General features: G+C 66.6%; 32 protein-coding genes. 30 read left to right on the top strand and 2 right to left on the bottom strand.

The features are described 5' to 3' along the window. Positions 1-70: 70 nt before the first annotated feature. The 4 genes from HII28_RS08215 (at position 71) to HII28_RS08200 (ending at position 6,579) form a co-directional block, all read left to right on the top strand. Positions 71-3,145 (top strand): glycosyltransferase, encoded by a 3,075-nt coding sequence (locus HII28_RS08215; RefSeq protein ID WP_170024950.1) that lies wholly within the window; start codon positions 71-73, stop codon positions 3,143-3,145. 41 nt (positions 3,146-3,186) lie between these two features. Beyond that, positions 3,187-4,263: a GDP-mannose 4,6-dehydratase gene (locus tag HII28_RS08210; protein WP_170024949.1), complete on the top strand. Its 1,077-nt coding sequence runs from the start codon at positions 3,187-3,189 to the stop codon at positions 4,261-4,263. 88 nt (positions 4,264-4,351) lie between these two features. Further along, on the top strand, positions 4,352-5,488 hold the full coding sequence (locus HII28_RS08205; protein ID WP_170024948.1) for a glycosyltransferase: 1,137 nt from the start codon (positions 4,352-4,354) through the stop codon (positions 5,486-5,488). Further along, complete coding sequence (locus tag HII28_RS08200) at positions 5,485-6,579, top strand: glycosyltransferase (RefSeq protein ID WP_170024947.1); 1,095 nt, start codon at positions 5,485-5,487, stop codon at positions 6,577-6,579. The genes HII28_RS08205 and HII28_RS08200 overlap by 4 nt, the downstream gene beginning before the upstream one ends. Here HII28_RS08200 and HII28_RS08195 read toward each other — a convergent pair. Together HII28_RS08195 and HII28_RS08190 are read right to left on the bottom strand one after the other, a co-directional pair. Beyond that, a complete protein-coding gene (locus HII28_RS08195) occupies positions 6,557-7,156 on the bottom strand; it encodes a hypothetical protein (protein WP_170024946.1) in 600 nt (199 codons plus the stop codon). The two genes, HII28_RS08200 and HII28_RS08195, sit on opposite strands and share 23 nt — an antisense overlap. A 2-nt stretch (positions 7,157-7,158) precedes the next feature. Next, entirely contained in the window at positions 7,159-8,913 is a 1,755-nt protein-coding gene (locus HII28_RS08190) for a CpsD/CapB family tyrosine-protein kinase (protein WP_170024945.1), read from the bottom strand. An 880-nt stretch (positions 8,914-9,793) separates the two neighbouring features. Between HII28_RS08190 and rpsJ the strand changes: the two genes are divergently transcribed. The 26 genes from rpsJ (at position 9,794) to rpmJ (ending at position 24,235) form a co-directional block, all read left to right on the top strand. After that, a complete protein-coding gene (gene rpsJ / locus HII28_RS08185) occupies positions 9,794-10,102 on the top strand; it encodes a 30S ribosomal protein S10 (RefSeq protein ID WP_022900935.1) in 309 nt (102 codons plus the stop codon). A gap of 10 nt (positions 10,103-10,112) precedes the next feature. After that, positions 10,113-10,772: a 50S ribosomal protein L3 gene (gene rplC, locus HII28_RS08180; RefSeq protein WP_170024944.1), complete on the top strand. Its 660-nt coding sequence runs from the start codon at positions 10,113-10,115 to the stop codon at positions 10,770-10,772. Positions 10,773-10,776: 4 nt separating this feature from the next. Next, positions 10,777-11,427 (top strand): 50S ribosomal protein L4, encoded by a 651-nt coding sequence (gene rplD / locus HII28_RS08175; RefSeq protein ID WP_170024943.1) that lies wholly within the window; start codon positions 10,777-10,779, stop codon positions 11,425-11,427. After that, on the top strand, positions 11,427-11,723 hold the full coding sequence (gene rplW, locus HII28_RS08170) for a 50S ribosomal protein L23 (protein ID WP_170024942.1): 297 nt from the start codon (positions 11,427-11,429) through the stop codon (positions 11,721-11,723). The genes rplD and rplW overlap by 1 nt, the downstream gene beginning before the upstream one ends. Positions 11,724-11,740: 17 nt before the next feature. After that, a complete protein-coding gene (rplB, locus tag HII28_RS08165; protein ID WP_170024941.1) occupies positions 11,741-12,580 on the top strand; it encodes a 50S ribosomal protein L2 in 840 nt (279 codons plus the stop codon). A 13-nt stretch (positions 12,581-12,593) separates the two neighbouring features. Further along, entirely contained in the window at positions 12,594-12,875 is a 282-nt protein-coding gene (gene rpsS / locus HII28_RS08160) for a 30S ribosomal protein S19 (protein ID WP_022900930.1), read from the top strand. Between the two features lie 26 nt (positions 12,876-12,901). After that, the gene (gene rplV, locus HII28_RS08155) at positions 12,902-13,267 is read left to right on the top strand and encodes a 50S ribosomal protein L22 (protein WP_170024940.1); all 366 of its coding nucleotides are present in this window, start codon (positions 12,902-12,904) and stop codon (positions 13,265-13,267) included. Next, the gene (gene rpsC / locus HII28_RS08150) at positions 13,267-14,025 is read left to right on the top strand and encodes a 30S ribosomal protein S3 (RefSeq protein WP_170024939.1); all 759 of its coding nucleotides are present in this window, start codon (positions 13,267-13,269) and stop codon (positions 14,023-14,025) included. Before rplV ends, rpsC begins: the two co-directional genes overlap by 1 nt. A 2-nt stretch (positions 14,026-14,027) precedes the next feature. Beyond that, on the top strand, positions 14,028-14,447 hold the full coding sequence (rplP, locus tag HII28_RS08145) for a 50S ribosomal protein L16 (RefSeq protein ID WP_170024938.1): 420 nt from the start codon (positions 14,028-14,030) through the stop codon (positions 14,445-14,447). Next, positions 14,447-14,767 (top strand): 50S ribosomal protein L29, encoded by a 321-nt coding sequence (gene rpmC / locus HII28_RS20480; protein WP_170024937.1) that lies wholly within the window; start codon positions 14,447-14,449, stop codon positions 14,765-14,767. Before rplP ends, rpmC begins: the two co-directional genes overlap by 1 nt. Further along, complete coding sequence (gene rpsQ / locus HII28_RS19885) at positions 14,767-15,099, top strand: 30S ribosomal protein S17 (RefSeq protein ID WP_205864603.1); 333 nt, start codon at positions 14,767-14,769, stop codon at positions 15,097-15,099. The genes rpmC and rpsQ overlap by 1 nt, the downstream gene beginning before the upstream one ends. A gap of 34 nt (positions 15,100-15,133) precedes the next feature. Continuing rightward, positions 15,134-15,502 carry a 50S ribosomal protein L14 gene (gene rplN / locus HII28_RS08130; protein WP_170024936.1) on the top strand — a complete coding sequence of 123 codons (369 nt, stop codon included), beginning with the start codon at positions 15,134-15,136 and terminating at the stop codon, positions 15,500-15,502. A gap of 3 nt (positions 15,503-15,505) precedes the next feature. Next, a complete protein-coding gene (rplX, locus tag HII28_RS08125; RefSeq protein ID WP_170024935.1) occupies positions 15,506-15,865 on the top strand; it encodes a 50S ribosomal protein L24 in 360 nt (119 codons plus the stop codon). Continuing rightward, a complete protein-coding gene (rplE, locus tag HII28_RS08120) occupies positions 15,865-16,449 on the top strand; it encodes a 50S ribosomal protein L5 (RefSeq protein ID WP_170024934.1) in 585 nt (194 codons plus the stop codon). The genes rplX and rplE overlap by 1 nt, the downstream gene beginning before the upstream one ends. A 125-nt stretch (positions 16,450-16,574) precedes the next feature. Next, the gene (gene rpsH, locus HII28_RS08115; protein WP_170024933.1) at positions 16,575-16,973 is read left to right on the top strand and encodes a 30S ribosomal protein S8; all 399 of its coding nucleotides are present in this window, start codon (positions 16,575-16,577) and stop codon (positions 16,971-16,973) included. Between the two features lie 4 nt (positions 16,974-16,977). Then, on the top strand, positions 16,978-17,514 hold the full coding sequence (gene rplF, locus HII28_RS08110; protein ID WP_170024932.1) for a 50S ribosomal protein L6: 537 nt from the start codon (positions 16,978-16,980) through the stop codon (positions 17,512-17,514). Positions 17,515-17,516: 2 nt separating this feature from the next. Continuing rightward, positions 17,517-17,876 carry a 50S ribosomal protein L18 gene (gene rplR / locus HII28_RS08105; RefSeq protein ID WP_170024931.1) on the top strand — a complete coding sequence of 120 codons (360 nt, stop codon included), beginning with the start codon at positions 17,517-17,519 and terminating at the stop codon, positions 17,874-17,876. Between the two features lie 62 nt (positions 17,877-17,938). After that, on the top strand, positions 17,939-18,598 hold the full coding sequence (gene rpsE / locus HII28_RS08100; RefSeq protein ID WP_346769324.1) for a 30S ribosomal protein S5: 660 nt from the start codon (positions 17,939-17,941) through the stop codon (positions 18,596-18,598). After that, the gene (rpmD, locus tag HII28_RS08095; protein ID WP_170024929.1) at positions 18,598-18,780 is read left to right on the top strand and encodes a 50S ribosomal protein L30; all 183 of its coding nucleotides are present in this window, start codon (positions 18,598-18,600) and stop codon (positions 18,778-18,780) included. Before rpsE ends, rpmD begins: the two co-directional genes overlap by 1 nt. After that, positions 18,780-19,475, top strand: coding sequence for a 50S ribosomal protein L15 (gene rplO, locus HII28_RS08090; protein WP_170024928.1), 696 nt, complete (start codon positions 18,780-18,782; stop codon positions 19,473-19,475). Before rpmD ends, rplO begins: the two co-directional genes overlap by 1 nt. Positions 19,476-19,584: 109 nt before the next feature. Further along, complete coding sequence (gene secY / locus HII28_RS08085; RefSeq protein ID WP_170024927.1) at positions 19,585-20,907, top strand: preprotein translocase subunit SecY; 1,323 nt, start codon at positions 19,585-19,587, stop codon at positions 20,905-20,907. Then, positions 20,904-21,539: an adenylate kinase gene (locus tag HII28_RS08080; protein WP_205864602.1), complete on the top strand. Its 636-nt coding sequence runs from the start codon at positions 20,904-20,906 to the stop codon at positions 21,537-21,539. Before secY ends, HII28_RS08080 begins: the two co-directional genes overlap by 4 nt. 180 nt (positions 21,540-21,719) lie before the next feature. Continuing rightward, positions 21,720-22,553 carry a type I methionyl aminopeptidase gene (map, locus tag HII28_RS08075; protein ID WP_346769235.1) on the top strand — a complete coding sequence of 278 codons (834 nt, stop codon included), beginning with the start codon at positions 21,720-21,722 and terminating at the stop codon, positions 22,551-22,553. Positions 22,554-22,699: 146 nt separating this feature from the next. Beyond that, positions 22,700-23,575 (top strand): aminodeoxychorismate lyase, encoded by an 876-nt coding sequence (locus HII28_RS08070; RefSeq protein ID WP_346769234.1) that lies wholly within the window; start codon positions 22,700-22,702, stop codon positions 23,573-23,575. Between the two features lie 231 nt (positions 23,576-23,806). Next, positions 23,807-24,028, top strand: a complete 222-nt coding sequence (infA, locus tag HII28_RS08065) for a translation initiation factor IF-1 (RefSeq protein ID WP_021759551.1) — start codon at positions 23,807-23,809, stop codon at positions 24,026-24,028. Between the two features lie 90 nt (positions 24,029-24,118). Further along, the gene (gene rpmJ / locus HII28_RS08060; RefSeq protein ID WP_170024926.1) at positions 24,119-24,235 is read left to right on the top strand and encodes a 50S ribosomal protein L36; all 117 of its coding nucleotides are present in this window, start codon (positions 24,119-24,121) and stop codon (positions 24,233-24,235) included. Positions 24,236-24,484 lie beyond the last annotated feature (249 nt).

Genomic DNA, 24,484 nt, shown 5'->3' with positions numbered 1-24,484 from the left:
GACTGATCGGCGAGGACGGACATGGTTATCGTGAGACGAATCGTCGCCGAAACCGTGAAGTGGACTCCCGATGCAGGTTCTGAGGATCGCCCACCACGCCGTCGTATCCGCATGGCGACAGCGTGAGCGGGAATTGCGCGACCAGGGCGTCGACGTCGAACTCGTCTCGTCGAAGGTCTGGAACGAGGGCGGCCGCGATGTGCGACTCGACGTCGAGGACGACGACTTCGTCGTAGGCGCCGCGACGATCGGCAGGCATCCGAGCGTGTTCGCCTTCGACCCGCGTCCGATCTGGCGGGCGATCGGACGACGACCCGATCTGATCGACCTCCACGAAGAGCCGAATGCGCTCGCCACGGCCGAGGTGCTGCTCATCCGTCGCCTTCGCGGCAGCAAGGCGCCGTATGTTCTGTACTCGGCTCAGAACATCCGCAAACGGTACCCGGTGCCGTTCCGGTGGATCGAGCGTCATGCGCTTCGGGGTGCGGCGGCCGCGTACGTCTGCAATACGGAGGCCGGGGAGATCCTCACCGACAAGGGCCTGGCCGGTCCCGCCGTCGACATCCCGCTCGGAGTCGACGTGCGGGTCTTCGAGCCTGCGGACCGTCGCCCTCCCGGCGCCGGCGTGAAAACCGTCGGTTACGTCGGACGTCTCGAGGAGCACAAGGGCGTCGATGTTCTGCTGCGGGCCGCCGTCGAGCACGAGGACTGGCACCTGCGCCTCACGGGGGATGGCCCGCACCGGGGCGAGCTGGAGTCGTTGGCCAAGAACCTCGGCATCGCCGATCGCGTCGAGTTCCTCGGATTCGCCAACGGCAAGGAGCTCGCGGACCGCTACCGGGAGCTGGACGTGGTGGTGGTTCCCTCGTTGCCACGGCCGAACTGGCTCGAGCAGTTCTGTCGGGTCGCCGTCGAGGCCATGGCATCCGGTGTGCCGATCGTCGCCAGCGCCTCAGGTGCGATTCCCGATGTCGTCGGGGACGCGGGAGTGCTCGTGCCGCCCGGCGATCCCGCAGCCCTTGCCGCAGCGATCGACGGGGTGCTGGCGCCAGAGGCGTGGTGCGAGCACCGGCGTCGGGGATTGGAACGCTCGACCCGGTTCACCTGGGAGAACGTGTCGCGCATGCAGCGCGAGATGTACGAGTCGATCCTCGGAATCCAGCAGGCCGGCCGGCCCGACGAGGAGGACAACCGTGCCGAGCCGCAGGTGCTCATCGTCGCCTATGGGTCACCCGATCCCCTGGAGGGATGCCTCGTCGAACTCGGCGATGCGCTGCCGGTCCTGGTCGTCGACAACTCGTCGTCGCCGGAGACGCGGGCGGTGGCGGAGCGGCACGGTGCGCGCTACATCGACGCCGGACGCAATCGTGGATTCGCGGGCGGGGTCAACCTCGGGCTCGACGAGCTCGACCGTTCGGGCGACCGCGAACGCGACGTCCTCCTCCTGAATCCGGACGCCAGGATCGGCCAGGCGGGAATCGCGCGCATGCGCGAGCTGCTGCACGCTTCGCCGCGCACGGCCGCCGTCGGCGCGACGCAGACGGAGCCGGAGACGGGCCGGTCGGTTCGCGTCTGGTGGCCGTTCCCGAGCCCGGCCGGGGCGTGGATCGAGGCGATCGGACTCGGCTCCCTTCGCAGAGCGCACGGCTTCGCGATCGGCTCGGCGCTCATGCTGAACAGAGCCGCGTTGGACGACGTCGGCCGTCTCGACGAGCGCTTCTTCCTCTACGCGGAGGAGACGGACTGGCAATACAGGGCGCGGGCCGGCGGCTGGGATATCGCGGTCGCCGATGTGGAGGCGACGCACGAGGGCGCGGGCACCGGCGGCGATCCACGTGCCAGGGAGCGCCATTTCTTCGGAAGCGCGGAGAAGTACCTCCGCAAGCACTATGGGACTACAGGATGGCAGGTTTATCGCGCCGGGACGTTCCTCGGTGCCGCGGTGCGGGGTGCTGTGCTTCCCGGCGAGCGTGGAGCAGCGGCCAGACGGCGTGCCGCGATGTTCCGGCTGGGGCCCGTCGCCGTCGAGACGGGGGCCGTCGGCCCGCGCCGCTCGGCGTCACGGGGGGAGGCGGGACTGCACGTCGTGCACGTTGTCTGTTCCGAGGCCTTCGCGGGAGTCGAACGCTACGTGCTGCAGTCCGCTCTCGCGCTGCGCGAGGCTGGATGCACGGTCACGGTGATCGGTGGCGGCCCTTCGACCATGCGTCCCGCGTTGGAGCGTGCGGGGATCGCGTGGCACCCTGGCGGAACCGTGCGTTCGGCGATCGCTGCGATCCGGCGCATCGACGACGCCGACGTGATCGACACGCACATGACGCTGGCGGACTTCGCGGGTGCCGCTGCCGTCGGCCGCGGACGTGCTCCGGTCGTGAGCACGCGGCATTTCGCCGCTCGGCGCGGTGGAAGTCCGCTGCATCGTCTCGTCGGGAAGATCGTGGCGAAGCGAGTCTCCGGCCAGATCGCGATCTCGCGATTCGTCGCCGACGACATCGAGGGGGACAGCGTCGTCGTCCACACCGGGGTCCCGGACGTCGCGGATGTGAACGAGGAGGCTCGCGAGCCGATCGTTCTCATGCTGCAGCGGCTCGAGGCCGAGAAGTGCACCGACGTCGGCATCCGTGCATGGGCTGCCACGCCGAAGCGCGAGGGATGGCGGCTGGTGATCGCCGGTGAGGGGGCGGAGGAGCCGCGACTGCGCGACCTCGCTGCTGCGCTCGGCGTCACCGAGTCGATCGACTTCGTCGGGTTCCAGAGTGACGTCGGCGCATGGTTGTCGCGTGCATCCCTGCTCCTGGCCCCGACACCGCGAGAGGGTCTCGGTCTCACGGTGCTGGAAGCGATGTCGTATGGCGTTCCCGTTGTGGCGGCAGCAGGTGGCGGCCATCTGGAGACCGTTGGCGGCGCCGCCGACGCGGCGTTGTTCCCGATCGGCGACGCCGACGCCGCAGGGCGGCTGATGTCGTCGCTCATCGACGATCCGTCCCGTCGTCTCGCCTACGGTCGGGCGCTTCGCGACCGCCAGCGTGCAGAGTTCACGGTGGCGGCGCAGACAGCGGCCACCCTGTCCGAGCTGTGCCGGGTGACCGGATCGACCGTCCCCTTGTTGGGGACTATCGATCCTGAAACCGATCAGTACCGTTGATTGCGACGCCGTGCAATCCGAGCACGACGGAGGGACACAGCATGGACGGCTCACGCAGGACCGCTCTGATCACGGGCATCACGGGTCAGGACGGCGGTCACCTCGCCTCGCTGCTGCACGAAAAGGGATACCGCGTCTTCGGCCTGATCCGCGGGCAGCACAATCCACGTAGGGACGACGTCGAACGCGACCTGCCCTTCGTCGAGCTGCTCGAGGGAGACGTAACAGATCCCACGTCTCTGGTGCGGGCGGTCGAGACGTCGTCGCCGGACGAGCTCTACAATTTCGCTGCCATCAGCCACGTCGGCTACTCGTTCAACCACCCGACCCTGACCATGGAGGTCACCGGCAAGGGCGTGCTCAATGTTCTCGAGGCCGTTCGACTCTCAGGACGCGCAGAGCGCACCAAGATCTACCAGGCGTCGACGTCGGAGATGTTCGGCGGCATGGACTACTCGATGCCCGGATCCGGGTACAACGAGCAATCGCAGTTCCATCCGCGCAGCCCCTACGGGGTCGCCAAGCTGTACGGCCACTGGATCGCGAAGAACTACCGCGAGAGCTACGGCATGTTCGTGGTGTGCGGCGTGCTGTTCAACCACGAGGGCGAACGCCGCGGCACCGAGTTCGTGACCCGCAAGATCACCAGAGCCGTCGCACGCATCCACCTCGGACTCCAGGACACGATCAACCTCGGCGTCCTGTGGCCGAAGCGCGACTGGGGCTACGCGGGCGACTACGTGCGCGGCATCTGGATGATGATGCAGCACCATGAGCCGGACGACTTCGTTCTGGCCACCGGCGAGGCGCACTCCATCGAGGACTTCCTGGCCACAGCGTTCGCGAAGATCGGCGTTGGCGACTGGCGTCCCTACGTCACCTTCGATCCGGCACTGACGCGAGCGGCTGAGGTCGACAACCTGCTCGGCGACTCGTCCAAGGCGGAGCAGGTGCTCGGCTGGCGACGAGAGGTCGGGTTCGACGATCTCGTCACTCGCATGGTCGCGCACGACCTCGCCGATCAGCGCCTCCGGCACGGGATCTCGCCGTTGACACCACCCGTGGTCCCCGCCGACGTCACGGCACCGCCAGTCGAAACGGCACCGGAGTTGCCATGAACCACCTGACAGCGGGCGCCGATCACTCGGTCGGTCGCCCTGTTGCGCCGTGCATCCGCGAGGGTCGAAGCGGAGGAGAGGCGCTGCGATGAACCGCCGGATCGTGGTGATCTCGCTCGAGACGTGGGACGGGGTGTGGCGCCGCAACCAGTACCTGGTCGACGGTCTGCTCGCATCCGACGACGACACCGAAGTGCTGTTCGTCGAGCCCCCGACGGATCCCCTGTACGACGTGGTGAACGCTCGTGTCCCTCGTCGAGGTCGAGGCCTCCGCGTCGGCGGCTACGGCGGCCGACTCACGCTGTACCAGCCGACCAAGGCGCTTCCCCGTCTGGCGGGCCCTGCTGCCGACGCCTTGCTCGTGCGCAGCGTTCGGCGAGCGGTGAAGAAGCTCGGCTGGACCTCCGGAGTGCTCTGGGTCAACGACCCGAGGGCGGCGGCTCTCCTCGAGGTGATCGGCTGGCCGGTGCTGTACGACGTCACGGACGACTGGGTGCTGGCGGATCGCGGCAATCGCGAACACGCCCGCATCGTTGCCGGTGATGGCCTTCTGCTGGAACGCAGTGAGGCCGTCGTGGTCTGCTCGCCGGCGCTTGCCACCACGAAAGGATCGATCAGAGACGTGCACCTCATCCCGAACGCCGTCGATGTGGCCCGCTACCGTATCGATCGTCCGCGCCCGGCCGACCTTCCGAGCGGGCCCGTCGCGCTGTACGTCGGAACGCTGCATGAGGATCGGCTCGATGTCGACCTGGTGATGCGCACGGCGGAGGCGGCACATGCGGTGGGCGGAACGGTGGTGCTGCTGGGTCCGAATGCGCTGTCGGCCCGCAACCGGGAGCGACTGGCGGCGCAGCAGGGACTCGTCGTCCTCGGACCACGTCACAGGGACGACGTGCCCGGCTTCCTGCGCCACGCCAACGTCCTTCTGGTCGCCCACGTGGTGACCGAATTCACCGAGAGCCTCGATCCGATCAAGCTGTACGAGTACCTTGCGGTTGGTCGGCCGATCGTGAGCACACCGGTTGCGGGATTCCGCGACGTGACGGGGGTCACCGTCGTGTCCGCCGATGACTTCCCCGAGACTGTCGCCAACGACCTGGTCGAGTGGCGTCAGTCGGGAGACCACGTGGTCGTGCCCGATTGGGGCGATCGCGTCGCCGCCTTCTCGGAGGTCGTCGATTCGGTCGCACGGGAGCGCGTGTCACCGGGGGTGGGCGCATGAGCGGCGTGATCGTGCATGAGTGGCTCGAGTCGGTCGGCGGCGGCGAGCGGGTCGCCGATGCACTTGCCGACGAGTTTCCCGACGCTCCCATCGTGTGTCCATGGGACGATGTCGCCGGCCGCTACGGACCGGGACGCGTGACGCAGAGCTGGCTGGCAGGCACGCCTCTGCGCAGGCACAAGGCGGCCGCGATGCCGCTTCTCCTTCCATGGTGGAGGTCGCTGCCAGCCTTCGACGCCGACTGGATGCTCGTCGCGACGCATCTCTTCGCCCACCACGCCAGGCTGCGTGGCGCGGCTCGGGATGTGCCGAAGTACGTCTACACGTACAGTCCCGGCCGGTCGATCTGGGAACCGGACATCGACGAGCGCGGGCAAGGCCTGATGGCCAGGACCGCTGCCGGTCCGTTGCGCGTTCTCGATCGCAAACGGGCCGCAGAGCCGCTGAAGGTCGCAGCGGTCAGTCACTTCATCGCCGAGCGCATCGAGCGCTGCTGGGACCGCGAGAGCGCCGTGATCAACCCACCGGTCGATGTTGCGGCATTCCCCGGCAGCGACGACGAACTCACCGACCAGGAACTGCGGCAGGTCGAGTCGCTGCCGGAGGGATTCGTGTTCGGCGCTTCCCGATTCGTGCCGTACAAGCGCGTGGACGTCGCGATCACCGCCGGGGTCGCAGCCGACCTGCCGGTGGTGATCGCTGGAGACGGACCAGAACGCGCGCGCCTGGCAGCCTTGGCGGACGAGCACCCGGGACGGGTCACCTTCCTGCACAGACCGTCGGATGCCGTCATGCGGGCCCTCTACCGACGAGCGTCCGTCTATGTCTTCGCTGCCATCGAGGACTTCGGCATCATGCCGGTCGAGGCGATGGCCGCCGGAACACCCGTCGTCGGCAATGCCATCGGCGGTGCGTCCGAGACCGTCGTCGACGGCGAGACGGGTGCGCTGTTCCGGTCGACGGATGCCGCCGAGCTGCGGCGCGCCGTCGAGCTCGCTCTGACGATGGACCCGGCAGCGTGCCGGGCTCGCGCCGCCCAGTTCGACGGCGCGCGGTTCGGCGAGAACATCAGGGACTGGATGGCGTTGTAAGACGCCGCGCGATCCTGTCGATCTCTCTGGTCAGCTCTGCCACCAGGTCTCGCCACGCCTCCGCAGGCTCATCGACGGGATCCTCGATGTCGTCCTGCGCGCTGGAACCGATCATCTCCGAGCGAGGACGGTCGGCGCCCACCATGTCGATCCATTCGCCGAGCAGGACGTGCCTGCGGGGGCGGTGATCGTCCAGCCAGCGCACGAACTGCGGGAGCGTGAACACGCGCGGCCACAGTTCAGGGTCGGCGGCGACGAGCTCGCGCACGTGCTCCCTGGTCATCGTGAGGATCACGTCCCAGCCGCGGAGACGACGGGTATCCGCGCGTTTGCTGACGTGCGAGGCGAGGTCGAAGCCCCACTCGCCGGCGACCTGGACACCAACGGGCGGCATCGGTCGGCCGCCCTCGATGAGGCCGGCCGAGTCGAAGACGAACGGCATACCGGCGAACCGGCGCCTCGCCACCGCCTCTGCCATCACCGAGCGGCACTGATTGGCGGTGCAGACGAACAGGATGCCCGTGGATCGTCTCGCAACGGTGCCGTCTCCCTCGTGGGCGTACGGCGTGCCCTGCACGATCAGACCTTCTCGTCCTCTGCCGAGCCGGAAGAGGAGACGTCATCGGCCGGATGAGCCGGTGCCTTCCCGCGATCCTGTCCGGTCTTGCCGGCATTTCGCGCGGCGTCGGGGACCGGGACTTCCGGCTCGCGAGACGCGTAGTCGTCGAACTCGTTCGCCTCGTCCGTCTCAGCGGCGGGGCGGGCTTCGTCGCGACGCTTGAGCTGCACCGAACGACGGCGAGTGGACGAGCTGGTCCCGTAGTAGGCCGAATACGACTTCGGAATTCGCCGCCGCGACCGGTTCGCGACGATGCCGAGAACGGTGATGCCGTTGCCGCCCAGCGCGTGCACGGTCTCGACGAGGCGCTTGCGCCGCGTTCGCCCGACAGATGCCACGACTACGGCCCCGTCGGCGTGCGCGGCGAGCAGGCTGGCATCGACGAGGGCGAACGACGGTGGCGAGTCGATCACCACGATGTCGCACATGTGGCGCAGCGACGCGATGATGTCGCCGAGCGCCTGCATCGCCAGGAGATCGGCGGGATCCCAAGGCTCGGATCCTGCCGGAAGCACGCTGAGCCCGCGGAACTTGGTCGGCTGCAGCCTGCGCGCGATGGTCTCCGCGGTGGGGGACGAGCCGCGGGTGGCGGCCGACTGCAGCAACTCGGTGAGCCCGGGACCCGTCGCCACTTCCCCGAAGTAGAGGTCGAGGCTCGGGTTGCGCAGATCGCCTCCTACGAGCACCACGCGCTTGCCGGTACGCGCCCACGCGAGGGCGAGGTTCGAGGAGATGAACGTCTTGCCGTCACCCGGCTCGACGCTCGTGAAGACGACGACGTCGTTTCCGGTTGGCAGCAGCACCTGCAGGGTGGTTCGAAGAGCACGCAGCCCTTCGTTGAGCGCCGTGCGCTTGCGGCCGGCCGCGGGCAGCCAGTCGCCCTTGCGCTGCATGCGCCTGTCGAGGCTGAGCTCGCCGAGGGGCGGAACCTCTGTCAGCTCCTCGATCTCTTCCTCGCCGCGGAGTCTGTCGTCGAACGCGTCCCAGATGAGCGCGATGCCGATGCCCGCCACGAGTCCCGCCGCGAGAGCAGCCCCGAATGCCACCAGAGGGCTCGTTCCCTTGAACGCGCCGATCGTTGCCGCACTCGTGACCGTCAGCGGCGGCCCCGCGTTGTTGATCTTGTCCACGACGCCGTTCGCGCTCGACAGCGATGCGATCGCATTGGCGAGATTGGACTGCGCGATCGAGTTGTTGGGACTGGCGTTCACCTGCGCCTGATAGGCCTCCGCGGTCGTTGTCCACTTGGCCACCTGGGCCTCTGCCGCGGTCTTCGCCTTCGCCGTCTGATCCTTGAGATACGAGTTGTAGGCGGTGGCGACGGCAGCGGCGTGTTTCTGAGCTTCCTGGGCCGTGCTGCCACTGGCCGTGATGGTGATGGTCTTCGCCTGGCTGAGGTTCGAGCCCTGGTTCAGCGAGAATCCGACCGCCCAGGAATCTGCGGATCCTGCCGGCTCGCCAGCCGCCTTGGCCGCCGCATCGAGCACCTCGGGAGAGGAGATGCTCCCCGGGTCGAAGTCGACGTTCGCGGTGCCGATCTGCCCGCTGGCCGACGCGCTGGCGGCGAGAGAACTCGTCCGCAGGGTGATCGACGAGACGTAGACCGGCGTCTGGCGCGCAAGGAAGACCGCCGCCACGGCCACCGCGAGCACGATCACCGCGATGATCAGAATCCGCCGTTGCCAGATGGCGCTCAGAGCTTGACGAAATGTCACATTGTCTCCCGCTGGCGTTCCGACCGCTCAATAGAATACCGGGCCCTCAGGTGGGGCCCTGCAAAGAGTAAGGGAGTTGGGAGTGCGTGCACGACCGACGGGTGCTGGTTCCGCGTGTCAGAAGGAGATGGCTCGACCGAGTCGTCTACCACCCGCCCGCTTTCGTTGCGGGCGTGACGGCTTGCGTACCGGCGGCTTGGCGGGTCGAGACCGCTAGTGAAGTCCGCGTTGACTCGACGGGAGGAAGCGGCAGTCGCTCGGCCAGCACGTCTGGATGGATGGGGGCCAGCTCCCGAGCACGGAGAACGTGGTCACTGAACGCCGCCCCCAAAAGGAGCCGCCCCTATAAGAGAGGTAGACAGCGACGGGTCGCGAGCCGTTCTCGACCGGCCGACGCCCTCATGGAGAATCGGCGCTCGGCATCGACAAGCGCCCGCTTCACGGCCGAACGCGAGCGCGACACGCCCGAGTTGCAAGTACCCCTGAAATCTGGCAAACTTTTGGGGTTCAACATTTCGGTGCTGCGCGCCTTGCGCACGGTTCATCGAATCACTGCCAGGTAGTGCATAGCCGCTTCGAGTGGACAGATCCGAAGGTTCGGATCGCGTCGGTGGAGTTCAGGCTAGGCCGCGGGCAGAAGGACACAGCTTAATCGACACCCGAAGCCCATGGTCTATCCATGTGCCCGCGACGGCGACACGCCCGAGCGCGGGGGTCGGTGAGAGGCGGGGGATGCCGGCGAGAGCCGAGCATGCAACTCGCCTTTGACAGAAGAACAGTGGTGCGGCATCACGCCGACGCCCAAGAGCGTTGACACGCGACGCGTCCAATGCGGCTCTGACTGCCGTACGACGCCTGAACAGTAGAGAGAGAGTCAGATATGGCGGGACAGAAGATCCGCATCCGGCTTAAGTCGTATGACCACGAGGTCATCGACACCTCGGCGCGCAAGATCGTCGACACGGTGACCCGTGCCGGCGCTCAGGTCGTCGGGCCGGTGCCGCTCCCCACCGAGAAGAACGTGGTGTGCGTCATCCGTTCGCCCCACAAGTACAAGGACAGCCGTGAGCACTTCGAGATGCGCACGCACAAGCGGCTGATCGACATCATCGACCCGACGCCGAAGGCCGTCGACTCGCTCATGCGCCTCGACCTGCCGGCCGACGTCAACATCGAGATCAAGCTGTAGGGGTCGAGCCATGTCCAATACTGAGACCAAGACCGTCAAGGGTCTGCTCGGCAAGAAGCTCGGCATGACCCAGGTGTGGGACGAGAACAACAAGCTCATCCCCGTGACCGTCGTCGAGATCACCCCGAACGTGGTCACCCAGGTGCGCACCCCCGAGGTCGACGGCTACAACGCTGTGCAGATCGCCACGGGTGCCATCGACCCGCGCAAGGTGAACAAGCCGGCCACCGGTCACTTCGAGAAGGCGGGCGTCACGCCGCGCCGTCACCTCACCGAGATCCGCACCGCGGATGCCGGCTCGTACGAGGCCGGCCAGGAGCTCACCGTCGAGGCAACGTTCGAGGCCGGCCAGAAGGTCGACGTCGTCGGAACCTCGAAGGGTAAGGGCACCGCCGGTGTCATGAAGCGCCACAACTTCAAGGGCGTCTCCGCTTCGCACGGTTCGCACCGCAACCACCGCAAGCCGGGTTCGATCGGCGCGTCCTCGACGCCCAGCCGTGTCTTCAAGGGCATGCGCATGGCCGGTCGCATGGGTGCCGAGCGCGTCACGGTGCTGAACCTCACGGTGCACTCCGTGGATGCCGGCAAGGGCCTGCTGCTCGTCAAGGGCGCGGTTCCCGGCGCACGCGGTCGCATCGTCTTCGTCCGCAACGCAGTGAAGGGAGCGTAGTCACATGGCTACCTCGATCGACGTTTTCGACGCCGCCGGCAAGAAGTCCGGTTCCGTCGAGCTGCCCGCGGAGATCTTCGACGTTCAGGTGAACGTCCCGCTGATCCACCAGGTCGTCGTGGCGCAGCTCGCCGCCGCACGCCAGGGCACCCACAAGACCAAGAACCGCGGAGAGGTCTCCGGCGCCGGCCGCAAGCCGTTCAAGCAGAAGGGCACCGGCCGCGCCCGTCAGGGTTCCATCCGCGCCCCGCAGATGACCGGCGGTGGCATCGTCCACGGCCCGACCCCGCGCGACTACGCGCAGCGCACCCCCAAGAAGATGATCGCCGCTGCGCTGCTGGGCTCGCTCAGCGACCGCGCTCGCGGTGAGCGCATCCACGTGGTGGAGACCCTCATCGCCGGCGACGCGCCGTCGACGAAGGATGCCGTCGCGCTGCTGAGCTCCGTCGCCACCTCGAAGCACGTGCTGGTCGTCACCGACCGCGCAGACGAGAACGGCCTGAAGAGCGTCCGCAACCTCCCGACGGTCCACACCATCGCGTTCGACCAGCTCAACGCCTACGACGTGCTCGTCTCCGACGACATCGTCTTCACCAAGGCTGCTTTCGACTCCTTCGTCGCAAGCAAGACGAAGAAGGAAGAGGTGAACGCGTAATGGCCACGAACAAGGACCCGCGCGACATCATCATCGCTCCGGTCGTGTCCGAGAAGAGCTACTCGCTCATCGACGAGGGCAAGTACACGTTCCTCGTCGACCCCCGCTCGAACAAGACCGAGATCAAGCTCGCGATCGAGAAGATCTTCAAGGTCGAGGTCGCATCGGTCAACACTCTGAACCGTCAGGGCAAGACGCGCCGCACCAAGTTCGGCACCGGCAAGCGCAAGGACACCAAGCGCGCCATCGTCACCCTCAAGTCCGGTTCCATCGACATCTTCACGGCTGTCGGCTAAGGAGCAAGGGAACAACTATGGCTATTCGCAAGTACAAGCCGACGACCCCCGGTCGCCGTGGCTCCTCCGTGGCCGACTTCGCCGAGATCACCCGATCGACGCCCGAGAAGTCGCTGCTCAAGCCGCTGTCGAAGACCGGTGGACGCAACAACCAGGGCCGCATCACGACCCGTCACATCGGTGGTGGCCACAAGCGCCAGTACCGCGTCATCGACTTCCGTCGCAATGACAAGGACGGCGTCAACGCCAAGGTCGCGCACATCGAGTACGACCCGAACCGCACGGCGCGCATCGCGCTTCTGCACTTCGTGGACGGCACCAAGCGCTACATCGTCGCTCCCGACAAGCTCAAGCAGGGCGACATCGTGGAGTCGGGTCCGAACGCCGACATCAAGCCCGGCAACAACCTGCCGCTGCGCAACATCCCGACCGGTACCGTGATCCACGCGATCGAGTTGAAGCCGGGCGGGGGCGCGAAGATCGCGCGTTCCGCCGGTGCATCCGTTCGCCTCGTCGCCAAGGACGGCCCCTACGCCCAGCTGCGTATGCCGTCCGGTGAGATCCGCAACGTCGACATCCGCTGCCGCGCAACGGTCGGCGAGGTCGGCAACGCCGAGCAGTCGAACATCAACTGGGGCAAGGCCGGACGCATGCGCTGGAAGGGCGTTCGCCCGACCGTGCGCGGTGTCGCGATGAACCCGATCGACCACCCGCACGGTGGTGGTGAGGGCAAGACCTCCGGTGGTCGCCACCCGGTCAGCCCGTGGGGCCAGAAGGAAGGCCGCACGCGCCACCCCAACAAGGAAAGCGACAAGCTGATCGTCCGCCGCCGCAACGCTGGCAAGAAGCGCAAGTAGGAGTTAGTAGAAGATGCCTCGCAGTCTCAAGAAGGGCCCCTTCGTCGACGAGCACCTGCTTACCAAGGTGGTTCGCGCGAACGAGTCCGGCAGCAAGAACGTCATCAAGACGTGGTCGCGTCGTTCGATGATCGTGCCGGCCATGCTCGGCCACACGATCGCCGTGCACGACGGTCGCAAGCACATCCCGGTCTTCGTCACCGAGACGATGGTCGGCCACAAGCTCGGGGAGTTCGCCCCGACCCGCACCTTCCGGGGACACGTGAAGGACGACAAGAAGGGTCGTCGCCGCTGACGCGGTGACAAGAGGAGGAGAGAGAAATGGTGGAGTCGATCGCCCGCGTGCGACACATCCGCGTTACGCCTCAGAAGGCTCGTCGCGTCGTCGATCTGATCCGCGGCAAGCAGGCTCAGGAGGCCCTGGCCATCCTGAAGTTCGCGCCCCAGGGCGCGAGCGAGCCGGTCTACAAGCTCGTGGCATCCGCAATCGCGAATGCCCGCGTGAAGGCCGACGCCACGAACCAGTACCTGGACGAGCGGGACCTCTACGTGAGCCGCGCCTTCGTCGACGAGGGCACGACGCTCAAGCGTTTCCAGCCCCGCGCACAGGGCCGCGCGTTCCGCATCAACAAGCGCACCAGCCACATCACCGTTGTGCTGGCCACACCTGACGAGGGGACGAAGTAATGGGTCAGAAGGTCAACCCGTACGGCTTCCGTCTGGGCATCACGACGGACCACGTGTCGCGTTGGTTCTCGGACTCGACGAAGCCCGGTCAGCGTTACGCCGACTACATCGCCGAGGACGTCAAGATCCGTCGCCTGCTGCAGACGCAGCTCGACCGTGCCGGCGTCTCGCGCATCGAGATCGAGCGCACCCGTGACCGCGTGCGTGTGGACATCCACACCGCTCGCCCGGGCATCGTGATCGGTCGCCGTGGGGCCGAGGCCGAGCGCATCCGCGCCGACCTCGAGAAGCTCACCGGCAAGCAGATCCAGCTGAACATCCTCGAGGTGAAGAACCCCGAAGCGGATGCGCAGCTCGTCGCCCAGGGCATCGCCGAGCAGCTGAGCGCTCGCGTGGCATTCCGTCGCGCGATGCGCAAGGGCCTGCAGGGCGCCCAGCGCGCCGGCGCCAAGGGTGTTCGTATCCAGGTCTCCGGCCGCCTCGGCGGCGCCGAGATGAGCCGGTCGGAGTTCTACCGCGAGGGTCGTGTGCCGCTGCACACGCTGCGCGCGAACATCGACTACGGCTTCTACGAGGCCAAGACCACCTTCGGCCGCATCGGTGTGAAGGTCTGGATCTACAAGGGCGACATCACCAACAAGGAACTCGCTCGCGAGCAGGCCGCCGCCAAGTCCGGCCGCCCGGACCGCAGCGACCGTCCGCGCCGTGCGCCCCGCGCTCAGGCCGAGGCCCCCGCGGCAGAAGGAGCCAGTGCATAACCATGTTGATTCCCCGCAGAGTCAAGCACCGCAAGCAGCACCACCCCGGCCGTAGCGGCCAGGCGACCGGTGGCACGAAGGTCAGCTTCGGCGAGTTCGGCATCCAGGCCCTGACCCCCGCTTACGTGACGAACCGTCAGATCGAGTCCGCTCGTATCGCCATGACGCGTCACATCAAGCGTGGCGGCAAGGTGTGGATCAACATCTACCCCGACCGTCCGCTCACGAAGAAGCCGGCCGAAACCCGCATGGGTTCTGGTAAGGGTTCGCCCGAGTGGTGGGTCGCCAATGTCAAGCCGGGCCGTGTGCTCTTCGAGGTCGCCGGCGTCAACGAGACGCTGGCCCGCGAGGCACTCACCCGTGCCATCCACAAGCTGCCCCTCAAGGCACGCATCATCAAGCGCGAGGAGGGCGACGCGTAATGGCGATCGGATCCAAGGAGCTCGCTCCCGCTGAGCTCGACACCTTCGACGACGAGAAGCTCGTCGATGAACTGAAGAAGGCCAAGGAAGAGCTGTTCAACCTGCGCTTCCAGTCGGCAACCGGCCAGCTCGAGAGCCACGGCCGTCTCCGCGCCGTCAAGCGCGACATCGCCCGCATCTACACGGTGATCCGCGAGCGCGAGCTCGGCATCCGTGCGACGCCGGCTGCGGTCGAGGTTCCCGCCAAGGCTGCTAAGAAGACCAGCAAGAAGGCCGAGGCCGCTGAGGCCGAGACCGAGACGAAGGAGGAGGCGGAGTAATGGCTGCCACCAAGGCACAGGCTGAGACCGCCGCTCCGGCCGGTCACGAGCACGCCGCGCACGACGTCAAGGACGTCAACGCCCGCGGATACCGCAAGTCCCGCCGCGGCTACGTCGTCAGCGACAAGATGGACAAGACCATCGTCGTCGAGGTCGAAGACCGCGTGAAGCACCCGCTGTACGGCAAGGTCATCCGCCGCACCACCAAGGTGAAGGTGCACGACGAGACCAACAGCGCAGGCATCGGCGATCTCGTGATCATCAACGAGACCCGTCCGTACAGCGCCACGAAGCGCTGGCGCCTGGTCGAGATCCTCGAGAAGGCCAAGTAAGCCGTCGGCTTGCTTGTGACAAGGAGTTAGAGAAGTGATTCAGCAGGAATCCCGACTCAAGGTCGCCGACAACACCGGCGCCAAGGAGTTGCTCACGATCCGCGTTCTCGGTGGTTCGAAGCGCAAGTACGCCGGTCTCGGCGACACCATCGTGGCGACCGTCAAGGACGCCATCCCCGGTGGAAACGTGAAGAAGGGCGATGTCGTCAAGGCGGTCATCGTCCGCACCGTGAAGGAGACGCGCCGTGCAGACGGCTCGTACATCAAGTTCGATGAGAACGCCGCGGTGATCTTGAAGAACGACGGCGACCCGCGCGGAACGCGCATCTTCGGGCCCGTCGGTCGCGAACTGCGCGACAAGAAGTTCATGAAGATCATCTCGCTGGCGCCGGAGGTGATCTAGTCCATGGCGAACATCAAGAAGGGCGACCTGGTCCAGGTCATCTCGGGTCCGAGCCAGGCCCGCGGCGGAGACCGCGGCAAGCAGGGCAAGGTCATCGAGGTTCTGGTCGAGCAGGATCGCGTTGTGGTCGAGGGCATCAACTACGTCACGAAGCACGTGAAGGTCGGTCAGACCCAGCGCGGCTCCAAGACCGGTGGTCTTGAGACGCACGAGGCGCCGATCCACGTGTCCAACGTGGCTCTGGTCGACCCGGAGACCAAGAAGCCGACCCGCGTGGGTTTCCGCGAGGAGAAGGTGACGAAGGACGGCGTGACCAAGACGGTGCGCGTCCGCTACGCCAAGAAGTCAGGTAAGGACCTGTAATGACCGACACCGCAACTGCTGCGCCGGCTGGCAAGATCCAGCCGCGCCTCAAGCAGAAGTACAAGAACGAGATCGCCGCGGCGCTCAAGGAGCAGTTCGGCTACTCCAACGTGCACCAGGTTCCCGGCCTCGTGAAGGTCGTCGTGAACACCGGCGTCGGTGACGCCGCTCGCGACGGCAAGATCATCGACGGTGCGATCGCCGATCTCACCAAGATCACGGGTCAGAAGCCCCAGGTCACCAAGGCTCGCAAGTCCATCGCGCAGTTCAAGCTGCGCGAGGGCCAGCCGATCGGTGCCCACGTGACGCTCCGCGGCGACCGCGCCTGGGAGTTCCTGGACCGCCTCCTGTCGCTCGCGCTGCCGCGCATCCGCGACTTCCGCGGTCTCTCGGACCGCCAGTTCGACGGTCACGGCAACTACACGTTCGGCGTGCAGGAGCAGTCGATCTTCCACGAGATCAACCAGGACAAGATCGACCGCGTGCGCGGTTTCGACATCACTGTCGTCACCACCGCCGAGACGGATGACGAGGGTCGCGCGCTGCTCAAGGCGCTCGGCTTCCCGTTCAAGTCGAACGACTGAGTGAAGACGGTCGGGCGGACTCCGGTCCGCCCGGCCACCCACTGACGGCCGTCCGGTCGTCAGACCATCGATGGTCGCCGCTCTTGTAAAGGCCGGCGAAACCAGGTGAACGAAGGAAACAACCCATGACCATGACAGATCCGGTCGCAGACATGCTGACCAGACTGCGCAATGCGAACTCGGCATATCACGACACCGTGTCGATGCCGAACTCGAAGCTGAAGGCGAACATCGCCGAGATCCTCAAGAACGAGGGATACATCTCGGGCTGGAAGGTCAGCGACGCACGGGTCGGCCAGACCCTGACGCTGGACCTCAAGTTCGGCCCGAACCGCGAGCGTTCGATCGCGGGCATCAAGCGCGTCTCCAAGCCGGGACTGCGCGTTTACGCGAAGTCCACCGAGCTGCCTCGTGTGCTCGGCGGCCTCGGCGTCGCCATCCTGTCCACCTCCTCCGGTCTCCTCACGGACCGCGAGGCCGAGAAGAAGGGCGTCGGCGGGGAAGTCCTCGCCTACGTGTGGTAGCAAGATGTCCCGAATCGGAAGACTCCCCATCGACATTCCTGCCGGCGTCGACGTCAAGGTCGACGGCCAGGCTGTGACCGTCAAGGGCCCGAAGGGCGAGCTGTCGCTCACCGTGGCCCAGCCCATCCAGGTCAAGCTGGATGAGGGCAAGGTGCTGGTCACCCGCCCGGACGACGAGCGCACCTCGCGTTCGCTGCACGGCCTGACCCGCACGCTGATCAACAACCAGATCATCGGCGTCACCCAGGGCTACTCCAAGGGCCTCGAGATCGTCGGTACCGGTTACCGCGTCGCTCAGAAGGGCTCGTCCATCGAGTTCGCGCTGGGCTTCTCGCACCCGGTGACGGTCGAGCCGCCAGCGGGCATCACGCTCACGGTCGAGGGCAACAACAAGATCACGGTCGCCGGCATCGACAAGCAGGCCGTCGGCGAGACCGCTGCGAACATCCGCAAGATCAAGAAGCCGGAACCGTACAAGGGCAAGGGCATCCGCTACGCAGGCGAGATCGTCCGTCGCAAGGCCGGAAAGGCTGGTAAGTAAGCATGAGCGTCAAGAGCAAGTCAGCGGCACGCGACCGCCGGCACGCACGCCTTCGCAAGAAGGTCGTCGGCACGGCTGCGCGTCCGCGTCTGGTCGTGACCCGCTCCGCGCGTCACGTCTTCGTTCAGGTCGTCGACGACGCCCAGGGCCACACGCTGGCATCGGCGTCGACTCTCGAAGCAGACCTGCGCGCGTTCGACGGTGACAAGACCGCCAAGGCTCGCAAGGTCGGCGAACTGGTCGCAGAGCGCGCCAAGCAGGCAGGCATCGACGAGGTCGTGTTCGACCGTGGCGGCAACAAGTACGCAGGTCGGGTCGCGGCAATCGCCGAAGGAGCCCGGGAAGGTGGGCTGAACCTGTGAGCGACAACGAGAACAAGAAGGAGCAGGACGTGGCCGCCGAGCAGACGACTGCGGAGAAGCCCGTGGAGACCGCGGCCGGCACCGACACCACGAGCCGTGACGCCCGTGACGGTCGCGATGGCCGCCGTGGCGGACGCGACCGCAACCAGGGCCGCGACCGTGGTGGCCGCGACGCCGACAAGAGCCAGTTCCTCGAGCGCGTTGTGACCATCAACCGCGTTTCGAAGGTGGTCAAGGGCGGTCGCCGCTTCAGCTTCACCGCGCTGGTCGTGGTGGGCGACGGCAACGGCCTCGTGGGCGTCGGATACGGCAAGGCCCGTGAGGTCCCGCTGGCGATCTCGAAGGGTGTCGAAGAGGCGAAGAAGAACTTCTTCCGCGTGCCTCGCGTCGGCAGCACCATCCCGCACCCGGTGCAGGGTGAGGCAGCCGCCGGTGTCGTGCTCTTGCGTCCGGCCGGTGCCGGTACCGGTGTTATCGCCGGTGGCCCGGTGCGTGCCGTGCTGGAGTGCGCGGGCATCCACGACGTGCTGAGCAAGTCGCTCGGTTCGTCGAACACCATCAACATCGTGCACGCGACCGTCGAGGCGCTGAAGCAGCTCGAGGAGCCTCGTGCCGTGGCCGCCCGTCGTGGGCTCGACTTCGACGAGGTCGCACCCGCTCGCCTGGTGCGCGCGGAGGCACAGGCGGCGGAGGCCGCCAGGACCGCGAAGGCTGGTGCATAATGGCGCGCCTCAAGGTGACCCAGATCAAGTCCAAAGTGAGCGAGAAGCAGAACCAGCGCGACACCCTTCGCAGCCTGGGTCTGAAGCGCATCGGTGACGTCGTCGTCCGCGAGGACACCCCGCAGAACCGCGGGTACGTCAACACCGTCGCCCACCTGGTGAAGGTTGAGGAGATCGACTAATGGCTGACGAGAAGAAGGACGAGGCCGTGAAGGCCACGGCCGCCCCCGCCGCCGAGAAGAAGGCTGCCGCGAAGCCGGCCGCCGAGAAGAAGGCGCCGGCCGCGAAGGCTGCGACCGCCAAGGTTGCTGCCGACAAGCCAGCTGCCAAGGCGCCCGCCAAGGCGACCACGAAGAAGGCTGAGGCCGAAGCATCGAGCGCAGCTGCCCCCAAGGCCGCTGCTGCGAAGAAGAAGGACGTAGCTGACGTCGTTGTGCGTCCCCAGGTCCTCAAGGTGCACCACCTCCGCCCGGCAGCCGGTTCCAAGAAGGACCGCACCCGAGTCGGTCGCGGTGAAGGCTCGAAGGGTAAGACCGCTGGCCGCGGTACCAAGGGAACGAAGGCGCGCTATCAGGTGCGTCCTGGCTTCCAGGGTGGCCAGCTGCCGTTCCACATGCGGTCCCCGAAGCTGCGCGGGTTCAAGAACCCGTTCCGCGTCGAGTACCAGGTGGTCAACCTCGAGAAGCTCGCCGAGCTGTACCCATCGGGCGGCGACGTGACCGTGAGCGACCTCGTCGCCAAGGGCGCGGTGCGCAAGAACGAGAAGGTCAAGGTCCTCGGCAACGGCGACATCGCCGTGAAGCTGAACGTGACCGTCGACAAGGTCTCCGGCTCCGCTGAGCAGAAGATCGTGGCGGCCGGGGGCTCCGTCAAGTAGCCCTCGGGGCCAGCGGATGCGAGGCATCCGGAAACACCCCGTAAAGTAGTCGGGTCGGGTGGCCACTCAGGCCCCCGGCCCGACTCCTTACCGGAAAGCAGGACGTCACTTGTTCAACGCCGTCGTGCGGATCCTCCGCACCCCGGATCTTCGCAAGAAGATCGGCTTCACGCTTGCGATCATCGCGCTGTTCCGACTGGGCTCGTTCATTCCCGCCCCGTTCGTCGACTTCAGCAACGTGCAGGCGTGCCTCGCGGCCAACCAGGGCACGACCGGCCTCTACGAGCTGGTCAACCTCTTCAGCGGCGGCGCGCTGCTGAAGCTCTCCATCTTCGCGCTGGGCATCATGCCGTACATCACGGCATCGATCATCGTCCAGCTGCTGCGGGTCGTCATCCCGCACTTCGAGGCTCTCTACAAGGAGGGCCAGGCGGGTCAGTCGAAGCTGACTCAGTACACCCGCTACCTCACGATCGCCCTCGGCGTTCTGCAGTCCACCACCCTCATCACGGTGGCCCGCAGCGGCGCGCTCTTCGGCTCGAACAGCACGTCGCAGTGCTCGCAGCTGATCACGGACGACTCGTGGTACGCCGTGCTCCTCATGGTCGTCACCATGACCGCCGGCACCGGCCTCATCATGTGGCTCGGCGAGCTGGTGACCGAGAAGGGCATCGGCAACGGCATGTCGCTGCTGATCTTCACCTCGATCGCCGCGCAGTTCCCGTCCTCGCTGTGGGCCGTCGCTCAGACGCAGAGCTTCGAGGTCTTCCTCATCGTGATCGTCATCGGCCTCTTCATCGTCGCCGCTGTCGTGTTCGTCGAACAGTCGCAACGTCGCATACCCGTGCAATACGCGAAGCGGATGGTGGGGCGGCGCACCTACGGGGGCAACAACACCTACATCCCCATCAAGGTGAATATGGCCGGTGTCATCCCGGTGATCTTCGCCTCGAGCCTCTTGTACCTGCCCGCCCTCATCGCGCAGTTCAACCAGCCGGCGGCCGGCAAGGAGCCCGCTCCGTGGGTCACCTGGATCACGACGTATCTGACCAAGGGCGACCACCCGCTGTACATGCTGATCTACGCGCTCCTGATCATCGGGTTCACCTACTTCTACGTCGCGATCACCTTCAATCCGGAAGAAGTCGCCGACAACATGAAGAAGTACGGCGGCTTCATCCCTGGCATCCGGGCCGGTCGTCCCACCGCCGAGTATCTCGACTACGTGTTGACGCGCATCACGCTTCCCGGATCGATCTACCTGGCGATCGTCGCCCTCATTCCACTGGTGGCATTCGCGCTGCTCGGCACCAGCCAGAACTTCATGTTCGGAGGCACCTCGATCCTGATCATCGTCGGTGTCGGGCTCGAGACGGTCAAGCAGATCGACTCGCAACTGCAGCAAAGGCATTACGAAGGGTTGCTCCGTTGACAGATTCGCACGTGGAGAAGAACCGGGACCGTGGAGCGCGCCTCCTGATCGTGGGCCCTCCCGGGTCCGGCAAGGGCACGCAGGCCACCTACGTCGCCGACGCGTTCGGCATTCCGGCCATCTCAACGGGCGACATCTTCCGTCACCACATCACGCACCAGACCGAACTCGGCCTGCGGGTGAAGGCGATCGTGGATGCAGGCGACTACGTTCCGGACGACCTCACCAACGAGCTGGTGGCGCACCGTCTCTCCGAGCCGGACGCCGCAAAGGGCTTCCTCCTCGACGGATACCCCCGAACGCTCGATCAGGTGCGCTTCCTCGACGAGCTGCTGGCGTCGGACGGCAAGCTCGAGGCAGTGATCCGCCTCACCGCGGACCAGGACGAGCTCGTCCGCCGACTGACCCACCGAGCACACGAGCAGGGACGCGCTGACGACACCGAAGAGGCGATCCGTCACCGTCAGAACGTGTACACCGCGCAGACCGCACCGATCGTCGACGTGTACCGCGAGCGCGGACTGCTCGTCGAGGTCGACGGCATCGGCACCGTGGACGAGGTCGCAGGCCGCATCCGCGAGGCGCTCGCCTCCCGCGGGATCGGCGTCGTGGGCGACACCGCCGCTGCCTGACCACCGCGAACGGCGCCATCGGTGGCGCGGCCCCGCCGAACGGCACGCCGGCCCAGTGAAATGAACGAGGCGCGCAGACAGCGCCGATCAACAGTGCAGGCAAGTCAGCAAACCAAAACCGTTGCCGCGACCGACCGCGCTGAGCGTGCTCTCGCGATCCTTCAGTGAGGAGAGACGATCGTGCCAGGAATCCGGCGTTCGATATACAAGTCGCCCGCGCAGCTGAGACTCATGCTCGAGCCAGGGCTCGCAACAGCGGACAGCCTCGACGCCGTGCGCGCTGCGGTGCGCAGCGGAGTGACGACCCTTGAACTCGACGCGCTCGCCGAGCAGGCGATCGAGGCTCGCGGGGGCAAGCCCAACTTCAAGCTGGAGCCCGGCTACCACCACACCGTCTGCGCCTCGGTGAACGACGAGGTCGTTCATGGCATCCCTGGGGAGCGGATGCTGGGTGCCGGCGACATCCTGTCGATCGACTCGGGCGCGATCCTGAAGGGCTGGAACGGCGACGCCGCGTTCACCGTGGTGCTCGATGATCCGTCGCGCCCGGATCTCGTCGCGGAGCGGCGAGCCCTCAACGAGGTGACCGAGCAGTCGTTGTGGCACGGGATCGCGGCGCTCTCCAATGCCTCGCACCTGAACCAGGTCGGAGACGCGATCGAGGCGTACATCCTCTCGCGGGGCGAGTACGGCATCCTCACGGACTACATCGGCCACGGGATCGGACGCCGCATGCACGAGGCGCCGCCCGTGTTCAACTACAGCGTGCGGCAGAAGGGCCCCGAGGTGCGCCCTGGCCTCGTGGTGGCCATCGAGCCCATGGTCGTGTCCGGATCGCCGGACACGTACGTGCGCGACGACGGCTGGACCGTCGCGACCGAGGACGGCTCATCGGCGGCTCACTGGGAGCACTCCGTCGCCGTGCACAAGGACGGCATCTGGGTGCTCACCGCGCACGACGGAGGCGCAGCGGGTCTGAAGCAGTTCGGCATCACGCCTGTGCGGCCCGCATAGCTCCGATTACCCGCAGAGAGCGATAGGGTGCCGGCTCTTCGGAAAGCCGGGCTGTGCTGCGGTCCGCGCTGCTCACGTGCTGCCAGACAGCCCGGGCGGCGGGGGAGCCAGCACGGCGAGCCTCGTCCCCGTCGTAGGCTCGTCTGGTGCCCGTCTTCATGCTCGACGTCCTGCCGTCCGACTCGTCCGCCGCTGTCGCCGGCACTGTCCACCGCGTCGAGACGGGGACCGTCACGCTCGACGTGCGTGACCTTGGTCCGTCGCGAGGGGACGGAGTCTTCGAGACCATCGGTGTGGTCGACGGCCATCCGCAGGCGCTCGACGCGCACCTGAAGCGCCTCGCGAACTCGGCGCACCTGCTCGACCTCCCAGAGCCGCACGAGGCGCAGTGGCGGCATGCCATCACTGTGGCGGCGGCATCTCTCTCCACCCAGCGGCAGGGCGGCCTCAAGATCGTGCTGACCCGCGGTGTGGAGGGAACCGGTACGCCGACAGGGTGGATCGTCGCGTCGGAGGCCGCAGGGGACTTCGCCGAGCGCGAGGCGGGCATCCGCGTCATCACGCTCGATCGCGGGTACACGAGCGACGTGGCGGCCCGTGCCCCGTGGCTGCTCGCCGGCGCGAAGACTCTCTCGTACGCCGTGAACATGGCCGCGCTGCGCGAGGCGCGGCGTCGGGGAGCGGATGACGTCGTGTTCGTGAGCTCGGACGGCTACGTCATGGAGGCACCGACGTCGACGGTCATCCTCCGTTTCGGAGATTGCATCGTCACGCCGCGCACCGACATCGGCATCCTGCCGGGCACCAGCCAGCTGAGCGTTTTCGCCTTCGCCGAAGCGCGCGGCCTGCGCACGGAGGAAGCACTCGTGCCGGTCGGGGACCTGACCCGAGCGGATGCCGCGTGGCTGGTCTCCAGCGTGCGGCTGGCCGCTCCGATCACGCACGTCGACGGCGCCGATGTCCCGGTCGACCTCGAACTGACCCGCGCCATGAACGCCGCGCTGCTCGCCAGGGAGAACTGAGCGCTCAGGAGCCCGGGCGCGGGCGACCAGGAATCATACGACTTCCGCCGGTGTTGCACCAGGTGCCACGCGGATCCCGAGTGGCGAACTGCGCCCTGATGGCCTAGGATGGATCTTTGGTGTCTTGCACCCGTTTCGCGGTGCGCTCCCAAGGGTGATCCCGAGGGTCGATCAGGCACCATCCATCCACCGCACGACCGGCACCGATGTGCCTGAAGCGATAGTGAGGCTATGGCCAAAAAAGACGGCGTTATCGAGATCGAGGGATCTGTGGTCGAGGCGTTGCCCAACGCGATGTTCCGCGTCGAGCTCACCAACGGACACAAGGTTCTGGCCCACATCTCGGGCAAGATGCGTCAGCACTACATCCGCATCCTTCCAGAGGACCGCGTGATTGTTGAGCTGAGCCCCTACGACCTCACCCGTGGCCGCATCGTCTACCGCTACAAGTAACTCGGCGTCGAAAAGTAACGGCCCACGACGACCCGCGCGGAGCATCCGCGCGTCGTGGTGCACGACGACAGCGATAAGGAAATCACACTCATGAAGGTCAACCCCTCCGTCAAGCCCATCTGCGAGCACTGCAGCGTCATCCGACGCAACGGCCGCGTGATGGTCATCTGCTCCTCGAACCCGCGCCACAAGCAGCGCCAGGGCTAGGCCCGCCGCTTGTCGCGTTCCGTTCGGAACACGACTTCCGGATGCGCAGCATTCGGTCCACAACTCAATATCGCGAAGAAACAGCAGCACTGAAAACCGCAACCGACGCCCCGAGACGGGTGTTGGCACTGGAGTCGCGGCGAAGGCCACAAATGGCCTTCGCTCCAAGCTCCGGTTCGCGGGGACACCTCGGGTTGGAGGCCCGGGCACCGGCGCTGCTCCACACCTCCACTCACTACAGGAGAAGCC

Source organism: Planctomonas sp. JC2975 (genome assembly GCF_012985205.1).
In the GTDB taxonomy this organism is placed as follows: domain Bacteria; phylum Actinomycetota; class Actinomycetes; order Actinomycetales; family Microbacteriaceae; genus Humibacter.
This window is presented reverse-complemented; position numbering and strand designations above follow the sequence as displayed.